Annotated in this window: 15 protein-coding genes and 1 riboswitch; of the genes, 3 read left to right on the forward strand and 12 right to left on the reverse strand. The window is 71.8% G+C overall.

What is annotated here, in order from left to right; translation table 11 throughout:
* Positions 1 to 7 precede the first annotated feature (7 nt).
* Positions 8 to 307 (reverse strand): STAS domain-containing protein, encoded by a 300-nt coding sequence (locus tag EP757_RS35190; RefSeq protein WP_127552696.1) that lies wholly within the window; start codon positions 305 to 307, stop codon positions 8 to 10.
* Positions 304 to 4,389, reverse strand: a complete 4,086-nt coding sequence (locus tag EP757_RS35195; RefSeq protein WP_127552697.1) for a SpoIIE family protein phosphatase — start codon at positions 4,387 to 4,389, stop codon at positions 304 to 306. The genes EP757_RS35190 and EP757_RS35195 overlap by 4 nt, the downstream gene beginning before the upstream one ends.
* A gap of 458 nt (positions 4,390 to 4,847) precedes the next feature.
* On the opposite strand from EP757_RS35195, the gene EP757_RS35200 reads away from it, so the two are divergent.
* Complete coding sequence (locus EP757_RS35200) at positions 4,848 to 5,867, forward strand: zinc-binding dehydrogenase (RefSeq protein ID WP_232050165.1); 1,020 nt, start codon at positions 4,848 to 4,850, stop codon at positions 5,865 to 5,867.
* On the opposite strand, the gene EP757_RS35205 is transcribed toward EP757_RS35200, so the two are convergent.
* The 7 genes from EP757_RS35205 to EP757_RS35235 form a co-directional block, all read right to left on the reverse strand.
* The gene (locus EP757_RS35205) at positions 5,848 to 6,873 is read right to left on the reverse strand and encodes a hypothetical protein (RefSeq protein ID WP_127552699.1); all 1,026 of its coding nucleotides are present in this window, start codon (positions 6,871 to 6,873) and stop codon (positions 5,848 to 5,850) included. The genes EP757_RS35200 and EP757_RS35205 overlap by 20 nt on opposite strands.
* Complete coding sequence (locus tag EP757_RS35210; protein WP_127552700.1) at positions 6,870 to 7,850, reverse strand: alpha/beta hydrolase fold domain-containing protein; 981 nt, start codon at positions 7,848 to 7,850, stop codon at positions 6,870 to 6,872. Before EP757_RS35210 ends, EP757_RS35205 begins: the two co-directional genes overlap by 4 nt.
* Before the next feature lie 14 nt (positions 7,851 to 7,864).
* Positions 7,865 to 8,854 (reverse strand): nitronate monooxygenase, encoded by a 990-nt coding sequence (locus EP757_RS35215; protein WP_127552701.1) that lies wholly within the window; start codon positions 8,852 to 8,854, stop codon positions 7,865 to 7,867.
* Between the two features lie 9 nt (positions 8,855 to 8,863).
* Complete coding sequence (locus EP757_RS35220; protein WP_127552702.1) at positions 8,864 to 9,619, reverse strand: sulfite exporter TauE/SafE family protein; 756 nt, start codon at positions 9,617 to 9,619, stop codon at positions 8,864 to 8,866.
* A 105-nt stretch (positions 9,620 to 9,724) separates the two neighbouring features.
* The gene (locus EP757_RS44690) at positions 9,725 to 10,228 is read right to left on the reverse strand and encodes a transglycosylase family protein (protein WP_305031059.1); all 504 of its coding nucleotides are present in this window, start codon (positions 10,226 to 10,228) and stop codon (positions 9,725 to 9,727) included.
* Between the two features lie 43 nt (positions 10,229 to 10,271).
* Positions 10,272 to 10,446, reverse strand: a riboswitch (cyclic di-AMP (ydaO/yuaA leader).
* A 213-nt stretch (positions 10,447 to 10,659) separates the two neighbouring features.
* Complete coding sequence (locus tag EP757_RS35230; protein ID WP_197725453.1) at positions 10,660 to 11,010, reverse strand: DUF1304 domain-containing protein; 351 nt, start codon at positions 11,008 to 11,010, stop codon at positions 10,660 to 10,662.
* Complete coding sequence (locus EP757_RS35235) at positions 11,007 to 11,351, reverse strand: hypothetical protein (RefSeq protein ID WP_127552704.1); 345 nt, start codon at positions 11,349 to 11,351, stop codon at positions 11,007 to 11,009. The genes EP757_RS35230 and EP757_RS35235 overlap by 4 nt, the downstream gene beginning before the upstream one ends.
* A gap of 108 nt (positions 11,352 to 11,459) precedes the next feature.
* Between EP757_RS35235 and EP757_RS35240 the strand changes: the two genes are divergently transcribed.
* Together EP757_RS35240 and EP757_RS35245 are read left to right on the forward strand one after the other, a co-directional pair.
* The gene (locus EP757_RS35240) at positions 11,460 to 12,704 is read left to right on the forward strand and encodes an MFS transporter (protein ID WP_127552705.1); all 1,245 of its coding nucleotides are present in this window, start codon (positions 11,460 to 11,462) and stop codon (positions 12,702 to 12,704) included.
* Entirely contained in the window at positions 12,640 to 13,461 is an 822-nt protein-coding gene (locus EP757_RS35245) for a hypothetical protein (protein ID WP_127552706.1), read from the forward strand. Before EP757_RS35240 ends, EP757_RS35245 begins: the two co-directional genes overlap by 65 nt.
* Here the strand turns inward: EP757_RS35245 and EP757_RS35250 are convergent.
* From EP757_RS35250 to EP757_RS35260, 3 genes are read right to left on the reverse strand one after another with little or no spacing between them, the layout of a single operon-like run.
* Positions 13,456 to 14,190 (reverse strand): dienelactone hydrolase family protein, encoded by a 735-nt coding sequence (locus tag EP757_RS35250; protein ID WP_127552707.1) that lies wholly within the window; start codon positions 14,188 to 14,190, stop codon positions 13,456 to 13,458. The genes EP757_RS35245 and EP757_RS35250 overlap by 6 nt on opposite strands.
* 35 nt (positions 14,191 to 14,225) lie before the next feature.
* The gene (locus EP757_RS35255) at positions 14,226 to 15,824 is read right to left on the reverse strand and encodes a hypothetical protein (protein ID WP_127552708.1); all 1,599 of its coding nucleotides are present in this window, start codon (positions 15,822 to 15,824) and stop codon (positions 14,226 to 14,228) included.
* Positions 15,824 to 16,897, reverse strand: coding sequence for a DUF3500 domain-containing protein (locus tag EP757_RS35260; RefSeq protein WP_127552709.1), 1,074 nt, complete (start codon positions 16,895 to 16,897; stop codon positions 15,824 to 15,826). The genes EP757_RS35255 and EP757_RS35260 overlap by 1 nt, the downstream gene beginning before the upstream one ends.
* Positions 16,898 to 16,929 lie beyond the last annotated feature (32 nt).

The following is a 16,929-nucleotide window of genomic DNA, read 5'->3' on the forward strand; positions in this document are numbered from 1 at the left end:
CCTTCTCTCACAAACCCCGGATCGTGGTCAGCTCGGCCAGACCGGACACGGTGAGCAGCGGCGCGAGCAGCGGCCCGGTCACCACCTCGATCCGGTCGGCGTGCCGGAACAGCGTGGCCAGCCCGGCGCTGTCCAGGTATTCCACGGCGGTCAGGTCCACCAGCAGCGCGGCGCCGGCGCCCGCCACCGCGTCCTGCAGGGCCGACGCGAACGTCTCGGCGTTGCTCATGTCGATCTCACCGGCCGCCGCGAGGACCGGCACGCCGTCCGGCCTCTGGCCACTGGTCAGTTGAAGCGCGGTGGTCATGGCACGATCCTCGCCTGCATGTCGATGGTGGTGCCGGCGATGCCGGTGGTGACGGTGACGTGGTGCATGAACGCCTTCATCAGCATGAGGCCACGCCCACGGTACGGGTTCTCGGCCTCGCGCGGTGTCCGCCATTCGCCGTTGTCCACGACCGTGAGACGCAGGTCCTCGGCGGTCGCGGTGGCGCGCAGGCGGATTCGCCCGCCCTTCTCCCGGTGCCCGTGCTCGATCGCGTTGGCGCACGCCTCCCCTGCGGCGACCAGGACGTTCTGGATCGTCACCGGGTCGATGGCGCAGCGTTCCAGCCAGCCGCGCAGCGCCGAGCGAACGGGCGCGAGCCGGGACGCCTCGGCCGGGAACTCCAGTTCGAGCGGGCCGGGCTGCCGGTAGATCAGCAGGGCCACGTCGTCGTCGTAGCCGGCGGCCGGGGCGAGCCGGGTCATCACCTCGTCGGCGAGGTCGTCGATCGGGGTGCTGCGGCCCAGCCGGACCGCGTCGGTGGCCGCCTCGATGCCGGCGGTGAGCGGCTGCCGGCGGCGCTCCACCAGGCCGTCGGTGTAGAGCAGCAGCGTGGCCCGGGCCGGCATCCGGTATTCGGCCTCGACCCGGTCCAGCGACGGCCGGATCGCCAGCGGCCGGGACCGTCCCTGGTCGAGCAGCTCGATGGTGCCGTCGGCGTGCGCGGCGATGGGTGGCGGGTGCCCGGCGCTGGAGTAGATCAGGTGCCCGGTCGCCGGGTCGAGCACGCCGCAGAACACCGTCGCGCAGGTGGCGCCGGGCAGCAGCGCCGCGAACCGGTCGAGGGCGGTCAGCGTGCGGGCCGGCCCGGTGTCCTGCAGCAGCAGGGCGCGGCAGGCGCTGCGCAGCTGGCCCATCACGGTCGCGGCGGGCAGCCCGTGGCCGACGCAGTCACCGACGACGATGCCGATCCGGCCGTCCGGCAGGGTGACCGTGTCGTACCAGTCGCCGCCGACCTTGAGCGGGCGGGTGGCCGGCTCGTAGCGCACCGCGAACCCGGCCGGCAGCTGCGCCGGGCCGAGGATGGCCCGCTGCAGCGCGAGGGCGGTCTCCCGCTGCTGGTCGATCTGGTGCACCCGGCGCAGGCCCTGGCCGAGGTGTCCGGCGAGCAGGGCCAGCAGCGTCTCGTCCTGTTCGGTGAACGGCCGCCGGTCGCCGAGCTCCAGCCAGACGACCATGGTGCCGTCCGGGTGGGCCAAGGCGATACCGGCCCCGGCCAGTTGCTCGCTGACCGCGGTGAGCGGCGGCCCGCCGAGCAGCGCGGTGATCGTGTCCCGGCGTTCGGCGGGGAGCGTCTCCCAGGTGAGTCCGTCATCCGTGGCGTGCAACGCCGGCGCCGGGTTGCCGTCGAACACGGCGGCTGCGGCGTACGAGGCATGCCAGAGACCCCGCAGCTCCGTGAGCGCACCGCTCAGCGCGCCCGGCAGATCGTCGGCCTGCGAAAGCCGGAGGCTGAGCGCTGCCACCGCGCTCTCCCGCTGGATCGCGTAGTGCTCGTCGGTGACGTCACGGAACGTGCCGACCACCACCTGACGCCCGCTCTCCGGGTCACGGACCTGGGTGAACGCCGCCGCCACCCACAGCCGGTGCCCGTCACTGTGGGTGACCGGGATGGTGTAGGTGCCGGATTGGTCGCGCATCAGCATCTCGAACGCGGCGGCCACCTCGGCGTAGGCGTCGGCGTCCGAGGCGGCGTCCGGCCACCACGGGTGCACCGCGTGGTAGGGCAGGCCCTCCGGCCCGTACCCGAGCGTCTCGGTGAACGCCTTGTTGATCTCGATGACCGCGCCCTGGTCGTCACAGACGAAGAAGGCCTCCTGCAGCTGCTCGACCAGCGCGGTCCGCCAGCGCATGTGGTGGTTGCGGAGCCGGGCCAGCTCGACGTTGGCGCGCACCCGGGCCAGCAGCTCGGCCGCCGAGAACGGCTTGAACAGATAGTCGTCGGCGCCGGCCTCGAGGCCCTCGATCGCCGCCTCCTGGCCGGCGCGCGCGGAGAGCAGCAGCACCGGGACGCCGACCGTGCGCGGGTCCGCGCGCAACGCCGCCACCAGCTGCAACCCGTCCAGCTCGGGCATCATGACGTCGCTGACCACCAGATCGGGCGCGTCGGCGCGAGCCGCGTCGAGCGCCTGCCGGCCGTCGCCGACCGCGGAGGCCAGATGCCCGGCGGAGCGCAGCAGCCGGACCAGGTAGTCGCGCATGTCCGCGTTGTCGTCGGCGACGAGCACCCGTGCCGGGTCGCCGACCACCGGCGCCGGAGCGTCGGCCGGGACGTCGACGGCGGACGGCAGCCAGCGCAGCGCCTCCTGGACGAACGGATCCGCGTGCGAGGCGAAGGACGCGGCCGCGACCACCGCGTCGGGCGGCAGGTGCGCCGAGCCGAACGGCAGCCGGACGGTGAACGCCGTGCCCAGCCCGACGGTGCTCTCCGCGCCGACCGTGCCGCCGTGCAGCAGGACCAGCTCCTTCACCATGGCCAAGCCGATGCCGCTGCCCTCGTTGGAGCGTGAGCGGGCGTTCTCGATCCGGTGGAACCGCTCGAACAGCCGCGGCATCTCCTCCTGCGGCACACCCACGCCGGTGTCGGTGATGGTCACCACCGCGTTGCCGTGGTCGGGCCGCACGACGACCCGGATGCCGCCGTCGAAGGTGAACTTGAGGGCGTTGCTGAGCAGGTTGAGGACCACCTTCTCCCACATGCCGCGGTCCACGAAGACCGGCTCGGGCAGCGGCGGGCAGTCCACCTCGAAGGTCAGCCCGGCGCGCTCGACGGCCGAGCGGAACACGCTGGCCAGTTCGGCGGTGGTGGTGGCCAGGTCGACCGGTTCGTACCGGGCCTGCATCCGGCCGGCCTCCAGGCGGGAGAAGTCGAGCAGCGCGTTGACCAGCTTGCCGAGGCGCAGCCCGTTGCGGCGCATCACCTCGACCTCCTCGCGCAGCGCCGGGTCGACGCGGCCGCGCAGCTCCTCCAGCGGACCCATGATCAGGGTGAGCGGCGTCCGGAACTCGTGGCTGATGTTGGAGAAGAACGTGGTCTTGGCGCGGTCCAGCTCGGCGAGCTCCTCGGCCCGGCGCTGCTGGGCCCGGTAGCTGCGGGCGCTGGCGATCCCGGCGGCGACGTGCCCGGCGGTCAGCTCGACGAAGCCGCGGTACGACTCGTCCAGTGGCCGGTACCGGTTCAGGGCGGCGACCAGGAACCCGTACGACGTCCCGCCCTGCCGTAGCAGCGGCACCAGCAGCGCCTGGGACGGCGGCTCGTCCCAGGCCCCGGACGGCAGCTCCTCGGCGGAATCCCCGTCGAAGGCCGGCCCGGTCAGGTCGACCAGCGCCGACTCGTGCCCGGCCTGCCAGATCCCGTCCGGCTCCCCGATGAGGGGCGCTGCCGGGTGCCCGGCGGCGATCCCGGTCGAGGACGCCAGCAGCGGCCGGCCGTCGTCGCCGAACAGGTAGGTGAGCGTGAACGGCAGATCCTTGAGGTTCTTGCCGAGCTGCTGGGCGGTGAACGCGAGCATCTCCTGCTCGGTGCGGACCACGCTCGGGTCCGAGCCGATGTCACGCAGCGTCGCCATCCGGCGCTCACCGATGACCCGGTCGGTCTCCTCGCTGACCACGCAGAGCATCCCGACGAGCTCACCGTCGTCGTCGCGCAGCGGGCTGTAGGAGAACGTGTGGTAGGTCTCCTCCGGGTAGCCGGACCGCTCCAGGAAGAGCAGCAGGCCCTCGTCCCAGGTGGCCTCGCCGGTGTTCAGCACGTTGTCGATCCGGGGGCCGATGTCACCCCAGATCTCCTTCCACACTTCGCTGGCCGATCGGCCGAGCGCCCACGGGTACTTGCGCCCGAGCGTGTCGCGCCGGTATGCCGCGTTGCAGAAGAACGTCAGCTGCGGCCCCCAGGCCATCCACATCGGGAAGCGTGAGGACAGCAGGATGCTCACCGCTGTGCGCAGACTCTGCGGCCACCGGTCCGGGGGGCCCAGCGGCGTCTCCGTCCAGTCCACAGCGGCCAGATCCCGCCCGACCTCACCACCCGCGGCGAAGACGTCCGCCGCCGCCGTACCGCTCATGTGCCCACGTTCTCCCCGCATCGAACTGATCAAGCCGATCGACGGCACGCCGCCCGGCCCGCAGACAACGTATCCGACGGCCCGGCTCCCGGCTGACGCACGATAGGTGGACTCTCCGCGCCGCAATCTTTCAAAACCTCATCTTCGGTACGGAACCACTCCCGCTCTGGGCCGTGCTCTCGGCGAAAGAGGCCCGCGGCCGGCCCACGGGTGGACTACACCTCTCCCGGCCCACTCACCGCGCTGCCCGCCGGCTCTCACCCCGACGGCCTCGCCGGCAGGAGGCACTACCCCCGGTATCCGGAGTACTCTGCTTCGAGGGCTACATCGGCATCCGGAGTACTCGGCATTGAGGGCTACCTCGGCATGCGCTGTAGGGACCGGATCGCGTCGCCGGGCGAACCGGTCGCCCTCGACGGCCCGGCGGACCTCGCGGCGCCCCGTGCTCTACTGGACTGATGATCATGCGGGCGCTGGTGTTCACCGAGCCGGGGCGGGCCGAGGTGCAGAGGGTTCCGGTCCCGGTGGCCGCCGAGGGGCAGGTCGTCGTCGACGTGGAACGGGCCGGCGTCTGCGGCACCGACGTGGAGTTGTTCACCGGCGAGATGAGTTACCTGTCCAGCGGCCGGTCGTCGTACCCCCTGCGCCCGGGTCATGAATGGGCGGGCGTCGTCACCGCGGCCGGGCCGGGCGTGGATCCGTCCTGGCTGGGCCGGCGCGTCACCGGCGACACGATGATCGCCTGCGGGTCGTGCCGCCGCTGCCGGTCCGGGCGGCATCACGTCTGCGCGGCGATGCGGGAGATCGGGATCGCGGACGGCCTGCCCGGCGCGCTCGCCGAGAAGGTGGCGTTCCCGGCCCGCTTCCTGCACGCGCTCCCCGACGGCTTGGACGCCACGGCCGGCGCGCTGGTCGAGCCGGGCGGCAACGCCGAGCGGGCGGTCACCGCGGCCGGCCTCGCCCCCGGTGAGCGGCTGCTGATCCTCGGCACCGGCACGATCGGGCTGCTCGCCGCGATGATCGCCCGGTCCCGGGGCATCGAGGTGCATCTGCTCGGCCAGCAGCTCGGCTTCGCCCGGTCGCTGGGCTTCGAGCAGGCCTGGACGCTGCCGGAGCTGCCGGAGCTGGAGTGGGACGCGGTGGTCGACGCCAGCAACGCCCCGCAGCTGCCCGGGCTCGCGGTGCGCCTGGTGGAGCCGGGCAGGCGGGTCGTCTACATCGGGCTGGCCGGGACGCCGAGCACCGTCGACACCCGGGAGCTGGTGCTCAAGGACGTCACGGCGGTCGGCATCCTCGGCGCGTCGGCGGGCCTGTCGTCGATCGCTGCGACGTACGCGGAAGGGCTGGTGAGACCCGAACCGCTGGTCGCCGCCGTCGTCGGCCTGGACGACGTCGCCCGCGTGCTCGCCGGGCACCGCCCCGGGAACGCGGGCGACGGCCCCAAGATCCTGGTGGACCCTAGCCTCCGAGCCGGTTGACCCAGAGCCAGCCGCGCATGTAGCCGTACTCGCTGCCGCCGTACACGTATCCCCACGCCGTCGACGCCTCCACGACCGTCCCGAGCTCGTCGAAGATCTCTTTGGCCTCGGCGCGGCGGCCGGCCAGGACCAGGTGCAGCGCCACCCAGTGCAGGCATTCCCGGTCGCGAGGGCCGGCCGGGGCGCCGGTCCGCCACTTCGCCACCCAGCCGTCCATCTCCCGCAGCACCTCCCGCCTGCGGAAATAGGCGCGGCAGGCGCGGAGTGCCGTTCCCGGCGCGGCATCCCAGGTGTAGGCGCGCAGCACGTACTCGTAGTGCGCGTAGAGCGGCAGCAGCACGGTGTCCGACCCGGCCGGCGCGGCGGCAGCGGCGTCCCGGGCGGTGGCGAACATCCGCTCGTGCGAGCCGAACCACTTCTCGCAGAGCAGGCTCATCGCGGTCAGGTGCAGGGCGAAGTTGTGCGGGTCGCGGCGGCGTCCCTCGGCGTAGACCTGGTCCAGCCCGGCCCGGTCCTCCCGGTTGCCGAACATGGTGCGCAGCTTGTAGATCCACGGCAGCGGATCGTCCGGCGCGGCCAGCGCGACGGCCCGGTCGGCGGCCTTCGCGGCCATCCCGGACTGCAGGTGGAAGGCCCGGAACTGCTCCGGCGTCGTCTCGGCGGCCGCCGCGGCGCCCCGGCCCCGGGCCGCGCGGATCTGCAGCATCGCGGCCTGGACCAGCGCCGGGTCCGGGTCGTCCGGCGCCGCCTCCAGCCACTTCTGCAGCCAGGCGCCCTCGGTCGCGGCGGCGGTGGCGAGCAGGTCGATACGCCGGCCGCGCAGCCGGTTGTCGGCGCCGGCGTCGGCGACCAGCTTCGCGGCGGCCGGCCAGTCGCCGCGGACCGCCCGGTGCCGCGCCTCCCGGTCCGCCTCGTCGCGCGGCGGCAGATCCTCGACGAACTCCGGCGGATCGGGGACGGGACCGTGGAAGAGGGCGTGGATCAGGTAGCGCAGGAACATCGTCACGGCGCGATGATATTCACCCGCATCACATCGATCGTCTCGGTCGCGGCGACGGTGAACGGCTCGCCCAGGCAGCCGTGCACGGCGTTCGGCGCCAGGTGCGTGGTGACCGGCACGCCCGCGGTCGCCAGCAGCCCGGCGAAGGCCTCCCCGGAGGAGCGCAGGGTGTCGTGCTCGCAGTTGACCACGAGGGTGCGCGGCAGGCCGGTCAGGTCGCCGCCTGCCGGGAACGCGTAGGGGTCGTCCGGGTCGTCGCAGTAGTGCCGGCTCATCGCCGCGACCCACTCGGGCGAGAAGAACACGACCCCTCTGCGCCGGATCGCCGCGAGCCGCTCCGGCTCCCACGGCGGCAGCTCGGCGTGCAGCGACGGGTAGATCAGCAGCAGCGAGGCGGGCGGCTGCCCGGCGCCGTCCCGCAGCCGTTTCGCCACTCCGGCCGCCAGGCTGGCGCCCGCGCTGGCGCCGCCGAGGTGCAGCTTCTCGGCCGGCACGCCGAACCGGTCGGCGTTCAGCACCGCCCACGTCCAGCCGGTGAGCACGTCGTCGGCCCCGGCCGGGTAGCGGACCCCGCGCAGCGCCTTGCGGTAGTCCACGGAGAGCACCGCGATGCCCCGCGCGGCCAGGGCGAGGGCGGTGAAGTGCGCCTCGGCCATCCGCAGCGATCCGCTCACGAACGCGCCGCCGTGCACCCAGACGAGCCCGGCCACGGGCGCCACCGGCCCGCGGTAGAGCCGGGCCGGCACCCCGGCGGGCACGTCGGCGACGGTCACCGCGGCCAGCTCCGGGAAGCGGTCGAACAGCTCGGCGTCGGTGGGGCCGGTCTCCGGCAGGTCACCGGCAATCTCCAGCATCCGCACGTAGTCGGGCACGGCCGGCAGGTCACCGCCGGCGGCCCGGAGCAGGACGGCGCGCCGCAGGCCGCGGGGCAGCCGGTGCAGCCCTTTCATCGCGTATCCCAGAACAGTGCCGGTAGCCGTCACGCCCGAACCCCTCTCTACATGCCGGTCAGTCTCCCGATCAACTCCGCGACGGGTCCCGCCGTGACGTGCCGGAAGCCGGTTCCGGCCCACAGGTTCAGTGCGCCCGCGTCACCCTTCGCCGCGGCGGCAGCCCGGATCGGCGCGGTCAGGTGATGCACGGCCGGGTAGCCGAGCGGCGCCACCGCCTCGTGCTCGTCGATGAACCGGTTGCGCAGCCCGCGGGCCGGCTGTCCGGTGAACGCCCGGGTGACGACGGTCTCGGTGAACTCACCGGAGAGCATCGCGGCCCGCTGCGCCGGCCGGGTGCCGGCCTCGTCGGCGAGCAGGAACGCGGTGCCGCACTGGACCGCCGCGGCCCCGGCGTCGAGCAGCTCGCGCACGTCGGCGGCGGTGGTGGCGCCGCCCGCCGCGATCACCGGCAGGTCGGTGACGGCCCGGACCTCGGCGAGGGTCTCGATCGCGGTGCTGGTCCCGGTCCAGCCGGCCGGCGCCGTCGTCGACGCGTGCCCGCCCGCCGCGCCGGACTGCGCGATCAGGCCGTCCGGTTCGGCGTCGAGAGCCGCGCGTGCCTCGTCGGCGCCGGTGACGGTGATCAGCACGGTCGAGCCCGCTTCATGCAATCTCCGGACACACCCGATCTCCGGTACGCCGAACGTGAAGCTGACGACCGGAACCCGGTACCGCACGGCGAGCTCCACCTTGGCCGCGAAGTGGTCGTCGTCGTCGAGTCGCAGCGGGGGCAGGTCCACGCCGTACCGATCGGCCTCCTTCTGCAGCACCCGCCGGTATTCCTCGAGGGGCGCCGGGTCGGCGGGCGGCGGCACCGGCACGAAGATGTTGAGCCCGTGCGCCACTGTGCCCACCTGCCGCAGCTCGTCCTCGACCGCGCCGGGCGTCTTGTATCCGGCGGCCAGGAACCCGAGGGCGCCGGCCCGCGCGGCGCCGGCGACCAGCGCAGCGGTGGACGGCCCGCCGGCCATCGGGGCGACGATCACTTCACGCATGCCGCGACCCTACGACGCCGGCGCACCCGCGTCGCGCCAGAGGACGGTGGCGAGCGTCAGCGCGGCGAGGCCGATCACCCATCGCAGCGGGCGTTCCGGGGTGCGCCGCACCAGTGCCGGGCCGATCCAGCTGCCGATCAGGCACCCGGCCGCGAGCAGCGCCGCCGCCGTCCAGTGGACCGGGGCGAAGAGCGCGTAGAGCACCGCCGCCGCGACGTTGGAGAACCCGAGCACCACGGTCTTGACCGCGTTGGTGATCGCGAGCGGCTCGACGGCGGCCACCGACAACGCGGCGAGCATCATCACGCCGGCGCCGGCCCCGAAATATCCCCCGTAGACCGCGATCAGGAAGACCGCGACGGCGAGGGGCGGACGGCGGCCGGGTCGCACGTACCAGGCCCGCAGTGGCTCCCGGAAGAGCAGCATGAGCCCACCGGCGGCGATCAGCCCGGGCACCACCCGCTCGAACGCCGACGACGGCGTGCTCATCAGCAGCACCGCCCCGGCCGTCCCGCCGATCACGCCGGTGACGCCGTGCCGGGCGATCCGCCGGCCCTGTCCGCGCAGCTCCGGGCGTGATCCGGCGGCCGCGCCGAACGCCGTGGAGAGCAGCGCCACCGTGTTCGTCACGTTCGCCGTCACCGGGGAGAGGCCGACGGCCAGCAGCGCCGGATAGCTCACGACCGAGGCGAGCCCGCCCATCGAACCGGTCAGGCCGCCACCGACCCCGCCCAGGAAGAGCACGACTGCTTGGGCGAAGGTCACAACTCGTCAGCCTACCCGTACAGATGATCTATATTTTCTCTAGCTTCACGCTGTTCGCAGCAGCGGACCTGCGCCCGGTTTCCGGCCGCGCGCAGGTCCCGCCGGTTACTTCAGCCGCAGGCGCTGACCGACGTAGATCACGCTCGGGCTCTCCAGCCGATCCTTGTTCAACCGGTACAGCGTCTTCCACCCGCCCTTGATCTTGTACTTCTTGGCGATCTTGGTGAGGGTGTCGCCCGACTTCACGACGTAGGTGCCCTTGACGGCGGCGGCCTTCTTCTTGCCGGTGCTCGCCTTCTTGTAGACGCCGGGCTTCTTGCCGCAGACCGGCCACGGCTTCAATCCGCGCTTGGAGTACAGCTTCTCCGCGATCCGGATCTGCTCGGCCTTGGTGGCCTTGTCCGCGGTCGAGGCGTATTTACCGCCCCCGTTCGCCTTCCACGTGCTGCGGCTGAACTGCAAGCCACCGTAGTACCCGTTACCGGTGTTGATGTGCCACCGGCCGCCCGACTCGCATTTCGCCACGACGTCCCAGTTCACCTGGCGGGCTGCCAGGGCGGGGTTCGCGGGCGCGAGAAGCACACCGGCTCCGGTGATGCCCGCGGTCACCAGACCGAGGGCAGCAAGGCGCGTTCGTCTACCGATCCGAGACATGGATGATCCTCCACGCCTGCGAGGTGAGCTGTCGGGTTCGGACAGAGGTGCCCGGCCGTCGTCATGCGGCTTCACCCCAAGGCGCTCGCATCAGCGCCGCAATACGTGGGTCCCCCGCTCCTGCCTCCGAAATCGATTCCCCGGACGGCGGCAGGATTCGGCGGACCGCCCGTGGTGCCCGCCATCGCGGGACGGCCACGACGGTAACCACGCCCCTCGGCCGGAATCCAAGCCCGAACCCCGGGATAGTGACGTTCGTCTCCGTTTTAAACCTATTTGATCTTGTTTGTGCCCGGGAATGGCAGGCATTCCCGATTCAGGAGGTCCGTCGTATTCGGCGATACAGAAAAATGCCCGGCCGGACAATGCCGGCCGGGCTGTTAAGGCTAATTCGCGACCAGCACCGCAATGATCGCGAGTACCGCCGGAACCGTCTGCACGAACAGGATCCTGCGACTCGCGGTCGCCGCGCCGTAGACGCCGGCCACCGCCACGCAGACGAGGAAGAACAGCTCCACGTCCGCGTCGCTGACCAGTCCCCAGATCAGCCCGGCCGCGAGGAAACCGTTGTAGAGGCCCTGATTGGCGCCGAGCACCTTCGTCTGCCGGGCGAACTCCTCGGTCAGGCCGAACGCCTTGCGGCCCTGCGGCTTGGTCCACAGGAACATCTCCAGAACCAGGATGTAGACGTGGATCAGCGCTACCAGCGCCACCAGCAGATTCGCCAAAATGATCACCGCCAGAGCTTAGACCCCGCACCCTTTCCAAGATCAAACCCCTGCTGTACGAAAGAGCGACTATTCAGGCGCAAACCCCGACAGGGCCCGGAGTCCAGCACCTCGTAGAAACCCACGACGGCCGGCGGCGACGCCGCGAGTTCCCGCCCCTGACCGCCCTCGGTGATCACCTGATCCGACCCGGCCGGCAGAAGACCACCCACGCCGAAGATCAGCAGCACACCGGCGCTGGCCAGGGTGACGTTCCGCGCGGCTCTGCTGCCGCGCCACACGCCGTCCCGCACTGCCGCGTCGATGGCGGCGTCGTAGTGGAATGCCTCCCCCACGGCGGCCGCGGCCACCAGCAACAGCGTCGCGGCGAGCGTGATCTGAAGCCCGCAGGCGACCCCGGATCCTGGATGGAAATCTAGAGCCGGCTGTCCACCCCGTACTGTAAGTTGTCTTTCCTGATGTTCTGGACACTGACATTCACCAGGTATTTCATCGCCCGCTCGGTCTCCGCCTTCGGCGACGCCATGCTCACCGTCGCGTCGGCGCTGGCCGTCGGCGAGATCTACGGCGCGACCGGCGTCGGCGTGGTGCTCGCCTCGTGGATGCTGCCGTTCCTCGGGTTCATCCTGTTCGGCGGCGTGCTGGCCGACCGGATCGGCGCCCGCCCGCTGATGCTCGCCGCCGACCTGATCCGGCTGGTCGCGCAGGGCGTCACCGCCGTCGCGTTCTTCACCGGCACCCCGTCGCTCTGGCTGCTGATCACCTGTTCGGCGGTGAGCGGCACGGCCGCCGCGATGTTCTCGCCCGGCGTCAACGGCATCGTGCCGCAGGTGACGAGCGACCCGCACCGGGCGAACGCCACGATCCGGATGGCGAACGCCGTCGCCGAACTGCTCGGTCCCGCCACGGCCGGTGTGCTGTTCGGCTTCTTCGGGGCGGGACCGGTCTACGCCGTCGACGCGGCCACGTTCGCGATCAGCGCGTTCTGCCTGGCCGGTCTCCGGGTCAGCCGGGTCAGCCGGGCGGCGAGCTCGACGCTGACCGATCTGCGCGAGGGCTGGCGGGAATTCCGGGCGCGCACCTGGATCTGGAGTGTGATCCTGGTCTGGATCGCCTACGGGATCTTCCTCTTCGGACCCCTGGTTCCGCTTGGCGCGGTGCTGGTGAGTCAAGATCAAGGGCCTTCGTCGTACGGATGGATGCAGTCAGCGATCGGCGCGGGCACCATCGTCGGTGGTCTCATCGCGCTACGGACCAAACCCCGCCGGCCACTGGCGACCGGCGCCGTGGCGATGTTCGGCTACGTGCTGCTCCCGCTCGCGATCGCCCTGCACGCCGAACTGCCGCTGCTGCTCGCCGCGGCCGGGGTGAACGGACTGGTCTGGGCGTTCTGGTCGATCCAATGGCAGACCAGCGTCCAGACGCAGACGCCACCGGACCTGCTGAACCGGATGACCTCGTACGAGGTGCTCGGCTCCACCGGCAGCCTCCCGATCGGCCAGGCCCTGGCCGGCCCGGTCGCCGGCGCGGTCGGCGCCGAACGCGTCCTCGGCGTCTCCGTCGTGGTGGGCCTGCTCGGCAGCGCGACGCTGCTGCTCATCCCCGCGGTCCGCACGCTCGGCCGGTACAGTCCCCCAGATGCGGGCACGGACTCCGATGGTGATGATCAGCATCCTGATGCTGGCCGGGTGCGGCTCGGATAGCCCGGCCTCGCTCCCGATCAGCGCCACCGCCGAACAGTGGCGTGTCCACGAGGTCAACCGGCAGCTCGCCATCGCCCTGCACGACAACGGTCCGACGCCGATCGAGGTCTCCCGCGTCGAACCGGTCCTGCCGTCCTTCGAGGGCGAGACGCCGGCCGACACCGACGCGCTGCTCCCGGTCGGCGGCCTGCGCGTCGACGTGCCGGTCGGCTTCGGTACGGGCGGCTGCACCCCGGCGACGGCGGCGCCCTCCCAGGTGATCGTGACGGCCCGCCTCGCGACCGCCACGGAGTGGCAGACCGTGACGATCGATCTGCCGCACCCGAACCCGCTGCTCGACAAGCTGCTGGCCGCCGACTGCGCCGCCGAGAAGGTGCGGCAGAGCGTCACCGTCGCCTTCGGCCCGTGGGAGGACCTCGGGCCGGACGGGGTGCGCGGCAGCCTCGAGGTCACCCGCACCGCCGCCGCCACCGGAACCGTGCGGGTCACCGAGCTCGACGGCAACGTCCTCTACCGGCTCGCCTTCCCGTCGGGCCCTCCCCCGGTCGCGGTCACCGCCGGCTCGCCGACCACCCGCATCCCTCTCGTGGTCACGCCGCTGCGCTGTGACCCGCACGCGTTCGCCGAGGTGAAGAAGCCGTTCGAGTTCCCGGTCCACGTCGCGCTGGACGGCCGGGAGCCGCTGGTCAGCACCGTGCCGGTCGACGAGGACGACAAGAAGGCTCTCGACACGATGCTGCGGCGGATCTGCCTATGACCTCGCTCTGAAGAACGACACCGCTTCGGCCAGCGCGAGATCGGTCAGCTCGGGGTCGTGCCGCACGCCCACATCCCGCATGAACGCGTGCTCACCGCCGCGGTAGACGTGCAGCTCCACGTCGTCGAGACCCGCGCCGTACAACGCCGAGATGATCTGCAGCCGCGCGTCGGCCGGCACATGCGGATCGTGCGACCCGAACACGACCAGCAGCCGCCCCCGGATCTCCGCGGCCCGGGCCAGCGACCCGGGGTCGTCGGCGCCGAGCGAGCCGTTCTGCAGTCCGGTCGGATAGAAACAGACCGTCGCCTCCACCCGCTGATCGAAAGCGGCCCGGAACGCCAGGTGCCCACCCAGGCAGAACCCGGTCACCAGAAGCGCCCCGATCCCGTCCCGCCCGTCCATCCAGTCGAGCACGGCCTGCCGGTCGGCATCGAACTCCGCCGTCGTGGTGGCCGCGGCGGCGTCCAGCCCCGCCTTCTTACCGGCGTCGTCGAACTCCAGCGCCACCCCGGCGACCGCCCCGTGCGGATAGATCTCCGGCACCACGACGACGAACCCGGCCGCCGCGATCCGCCGTGCCGTCCGCAGCGTCGATTCGGTCAGCTGGAAGATGTCGGTGTAGAGCAGCACCCCAGGCCACGTGCCACCGCCCACCGGCGCGATCACCGCCGTCCGGATCCCTCCGGCCGTCGACGGCACCTCAACGACGTCCTCACGCAGCTTCACACCCAGATCCCCACTGTTCGCAGTCCCATCCTCTTTCAGAGCGCCGCAGCGACGCCGGTGACGGTCATCGCGAGGCCGAGCACCACGACGATCGCCGCCGACACTACTGGGAGCCGCCGCAGCAGCGGCCCCGGCCGTACATCCGTGAACCGATCCCGCGCCGTGACCAGAATCAGTCCCAGCCCGACGAGCACCGCCCCCAGCCCCGCACTGAACGCCACGATCATCGCCAGCCCGAGCGCCGTCCGATGCAGACCGACCGCGAGAATCAGCACCCCCAGCGCTTCCGGACAGGGGATCAACCCGCCGGCCGCCCCCATCGCCGCGAGTTCCCGACGGCTCCCCACGGAGACCGGCGCGGTCTTCTCCCTCTCCTCCACCATGTACGCCGACCGCCCCGCACCAGCGGTCCCGTGCCAGGACTCCCGCTCCCACGCGAAGTCCTCGTACTCCTCCTGCGCCTCCGGTTCGCGGCGACCAGCGGCATCGTCGTCCTGACCGTGACCGCTGCCAGCGCAAACCTGTCCGCTGGCAGCGTGCCCCCAGGCAGCCCTCCCCGGACGATGGAAGCCACCCACCGCGTGCGAGTGAGAAGGAGCGTGAGTGTGCGTGTGAGTGTGAGCGGCTGAGGCGTGCCGGCCGGATCCGCGCAGCCGGCGGCGCAGGATCCGCAGGCCCAGGAAGAGGACGACCACCCCGGTCACCACCTGCAGTCCAGGAACGAGGAGGCTCCGCATGACATAGTGCCCGGCGGCGAGGACGGCCGCCCCCAGGAGCAGCACCGATCCGGTGTGCGTGACCGTGACGATCCCGCCCAGTGCGACGGCCTGGCGGGGCGTGCCCCGGGAACCGACCAGATAGGCAGCTAGCATCGCCTTGCCGTGCCCCGGCGTCAGCGCGTGGAATGCTCCGAGCAGCGCACAGACGCCGATCAGAAGCACCAGCGCCATCGGCGACTCAACCGGCGCACGCAGGGCGTCAAGCATCGCCCCACCCGAACCCGCAGCAGCCGCGACACCATCGCCATCGCCGGCAGCACCCTCACCGGCGGCTCCGGCTCCGGCAGCATCGGGACCGGCGACGGCATTCCGTGCGACGGCGGATGGTGCGAGCCCTACCGCGATCGCCCGGCCCTCGTGTCCACGGCGGATCGAGCTGGCGGCGCGGCCGGCGTTCTTCGCCACCAGCACGCTCATCTGGATGCGGGTCTTCTGCTCGGTGAGATACCGGTCGGTGATCGCGAACGCGCCGGTGGACTCGGGCAGGGGTGCGCTGGCGCGGATCGTGATGACGCCGCCGCCGGCGGAGAGGAGGTCGAAGGGCGGATAGGTGGAAGCGGTCACGGCGAGCTCTGCGGGGGCGCCGTCGGTGGCGAGGGCGAGCGCTGCTTCCACCCGTGCGTCATGGGCGGAGGTCTCGGAGGCGCTCAGCCGCCGGTCGCCGTCGGTGTCGAGCGAGCGGGCGAAGCCGGGAGCGACGAGCGCGCCCGCCACGATGTCCACCTGCACGTCCAGGGTGGCCGCGGCCGGCGTGAGGTAGACCTGCTGGATGACCTCATCCAGCGAGTGGGCGGAGGCGGGGGTGGCGGGAAATGAAGCGAACACCCCAGCCGCCACCACGACGAGCTTTTTCATCAACTGAGTTCGGCCCCGTAATCGTTGTCCGGCTCGCGGTAGATCGAGTGGATGTGCGTGACGCCGCCGGCGTTCGCGCCCTGGCCCTGCTGGTGGGCGAACTCGATGACCAGCGACGGACCCTGCACCCGGTAGTAGATCGGCTCGCCCTCGGTCGTCTTGCCGGACCAGGCGAACCACGTCTTGTCCAGGTTGTCCTCGGCCGCCTCGATCTTGGATTGCGCCTGGGTCGGGGTGAGCGGGCTGAGCCATTCGGTGATCAGGGTCATGAGCAGGTCCTTCTGCTCGTCCGTGAAGGTGGATACCTGCACGCCCTCCTCGGCGAGGGTCTTGCCGTCCTGCTGCGCGCCGAGCACGATCTCGGTGATCGCGGTGTCGAGCTGCGCGGCGTCCTGCTGCGTGTCGTCGAGGGCGTCCATCACGGCGAACGCGGCGTCCGTCTCGCCCTTCAGCGGTTCCACGGTGGTGCCGGACGTCGTGTACGAAGCCGGTTGCGCCCCCCACAGCGTCGGCGCCATCGTCATCTCGTCGCCCTTGAGCGTGAGGTTCACGGCCAGGTGGTGCCCGCCGTACTGGATCGTCCAGATGTCGGTCTCGGACGGTGTGCCGAGGATCCGGATCCAGTAGTGGTCGGCACCGAAGTCGAGATCCATGCCACCGGAGGCCTTGAGGACGCCGTCGCCGGTCGTGATGCCGGTGACCTGGGCGTACCCGTCCGAGCTGAGCGCCGCCTGGAGGATCGTGAGGACGGCGGCCTGCTGGGTGGTGGACAGCGCGTCCATCCGTAGCCCGGAGCGTTTGAAGAGCTGGTCGGGCAGGTTGGACCACTGCGCCAGGTTGCCGGTGGTGCGTTCCCCCTGGACGGTCGTCTTCTGCGTGTCGTCGAGCAGGGCCAGGAACGCGTTCGTCGCGTCGAGGACGTCCTCGGTGCCGCCGGTGGAGGTGCTCGCCGCCGTGGAGGCCGCCGCGGTCGGGGTGGCGGCGGTGGTCGTCTCGTCGTCGTCACCACCGCCGCATCCGGAGGTGAGGAGTATCAGCAGCGCGGCGGTGCAGGCGAGGCGAGGCTTGAGCATCCGGGTCTCCCGTCAGGGTTTGTCCACTCCGC

Source organism: Actinoplanes sp. OR16 (assembly GCF_004001265.1).
GTDB lineage: Bacteria > Actinomycetota > Actinomycetes > Mycobacteriales > Micromonosporaceae > Actinoplanes.

Excerpts from the sequence above, each read along its gene's own strand:
- EP757_RS35255 (WP_127552708.1), bottom strand. The coding sequence starts at position 15,824 with ATGAAAAAGCTCGTCGTGGTGGCGGCTGGGGTGTTCGCTTCATTTCCC.
- EP757_RS35240 (WP_127552705.1), top strand. The coding sequence starts at position 11,460 with ATGTTCTGGACACTGACATTCACCAGGTATTTCATCGCCCGCTCGGTC.
- EP757_RS35260 (WP_127552709.1), bottom strand. The coding sequence starts at position 16,897 with ATGCTCAAGCCTCGCCTCGCCTGCACCGCCGCGCTGCTGATACTCCTC.
- EP757_RS35245 (WP_127552706.1), top strand. The coding sequence starts at position 12,640 with ATGCGGGCACGGACTCCGATGGTGATGATCAGCATCCTGATGCTGGCC.
- EP757_RS35215 (WP_127552701.1), bottom strand. The coding sequence starts at position 8,854 with ATGCGTGAAGTGATCGTCGCCCCGATGGCCGGCGGGCCGTCCACCGCT.
- EP757_RS35190 (WP_127552696.1), bottom strand. The coding sequence starts at position 307 with ATGACCACCGCGCTTCAACTGACCAGTGGCCAGAGGCCGGACGGCGTG.
- EP757_RS35200 (WP_232050165.1), top strand. The coding sequence starts at position 4,848 with ATGATCATGCGGGCGCTGGTGTTCACCGAGCCGGGGCGGGCCGAGGTG.
- EP757_RS35195 (WP_127552697.1), bottom strand. The coding sequence starts at position 4,389 with ATGAGCGGTACGGCGGCGGCGGACGTCTTCGCCGCGGGTGGTGAGGTC.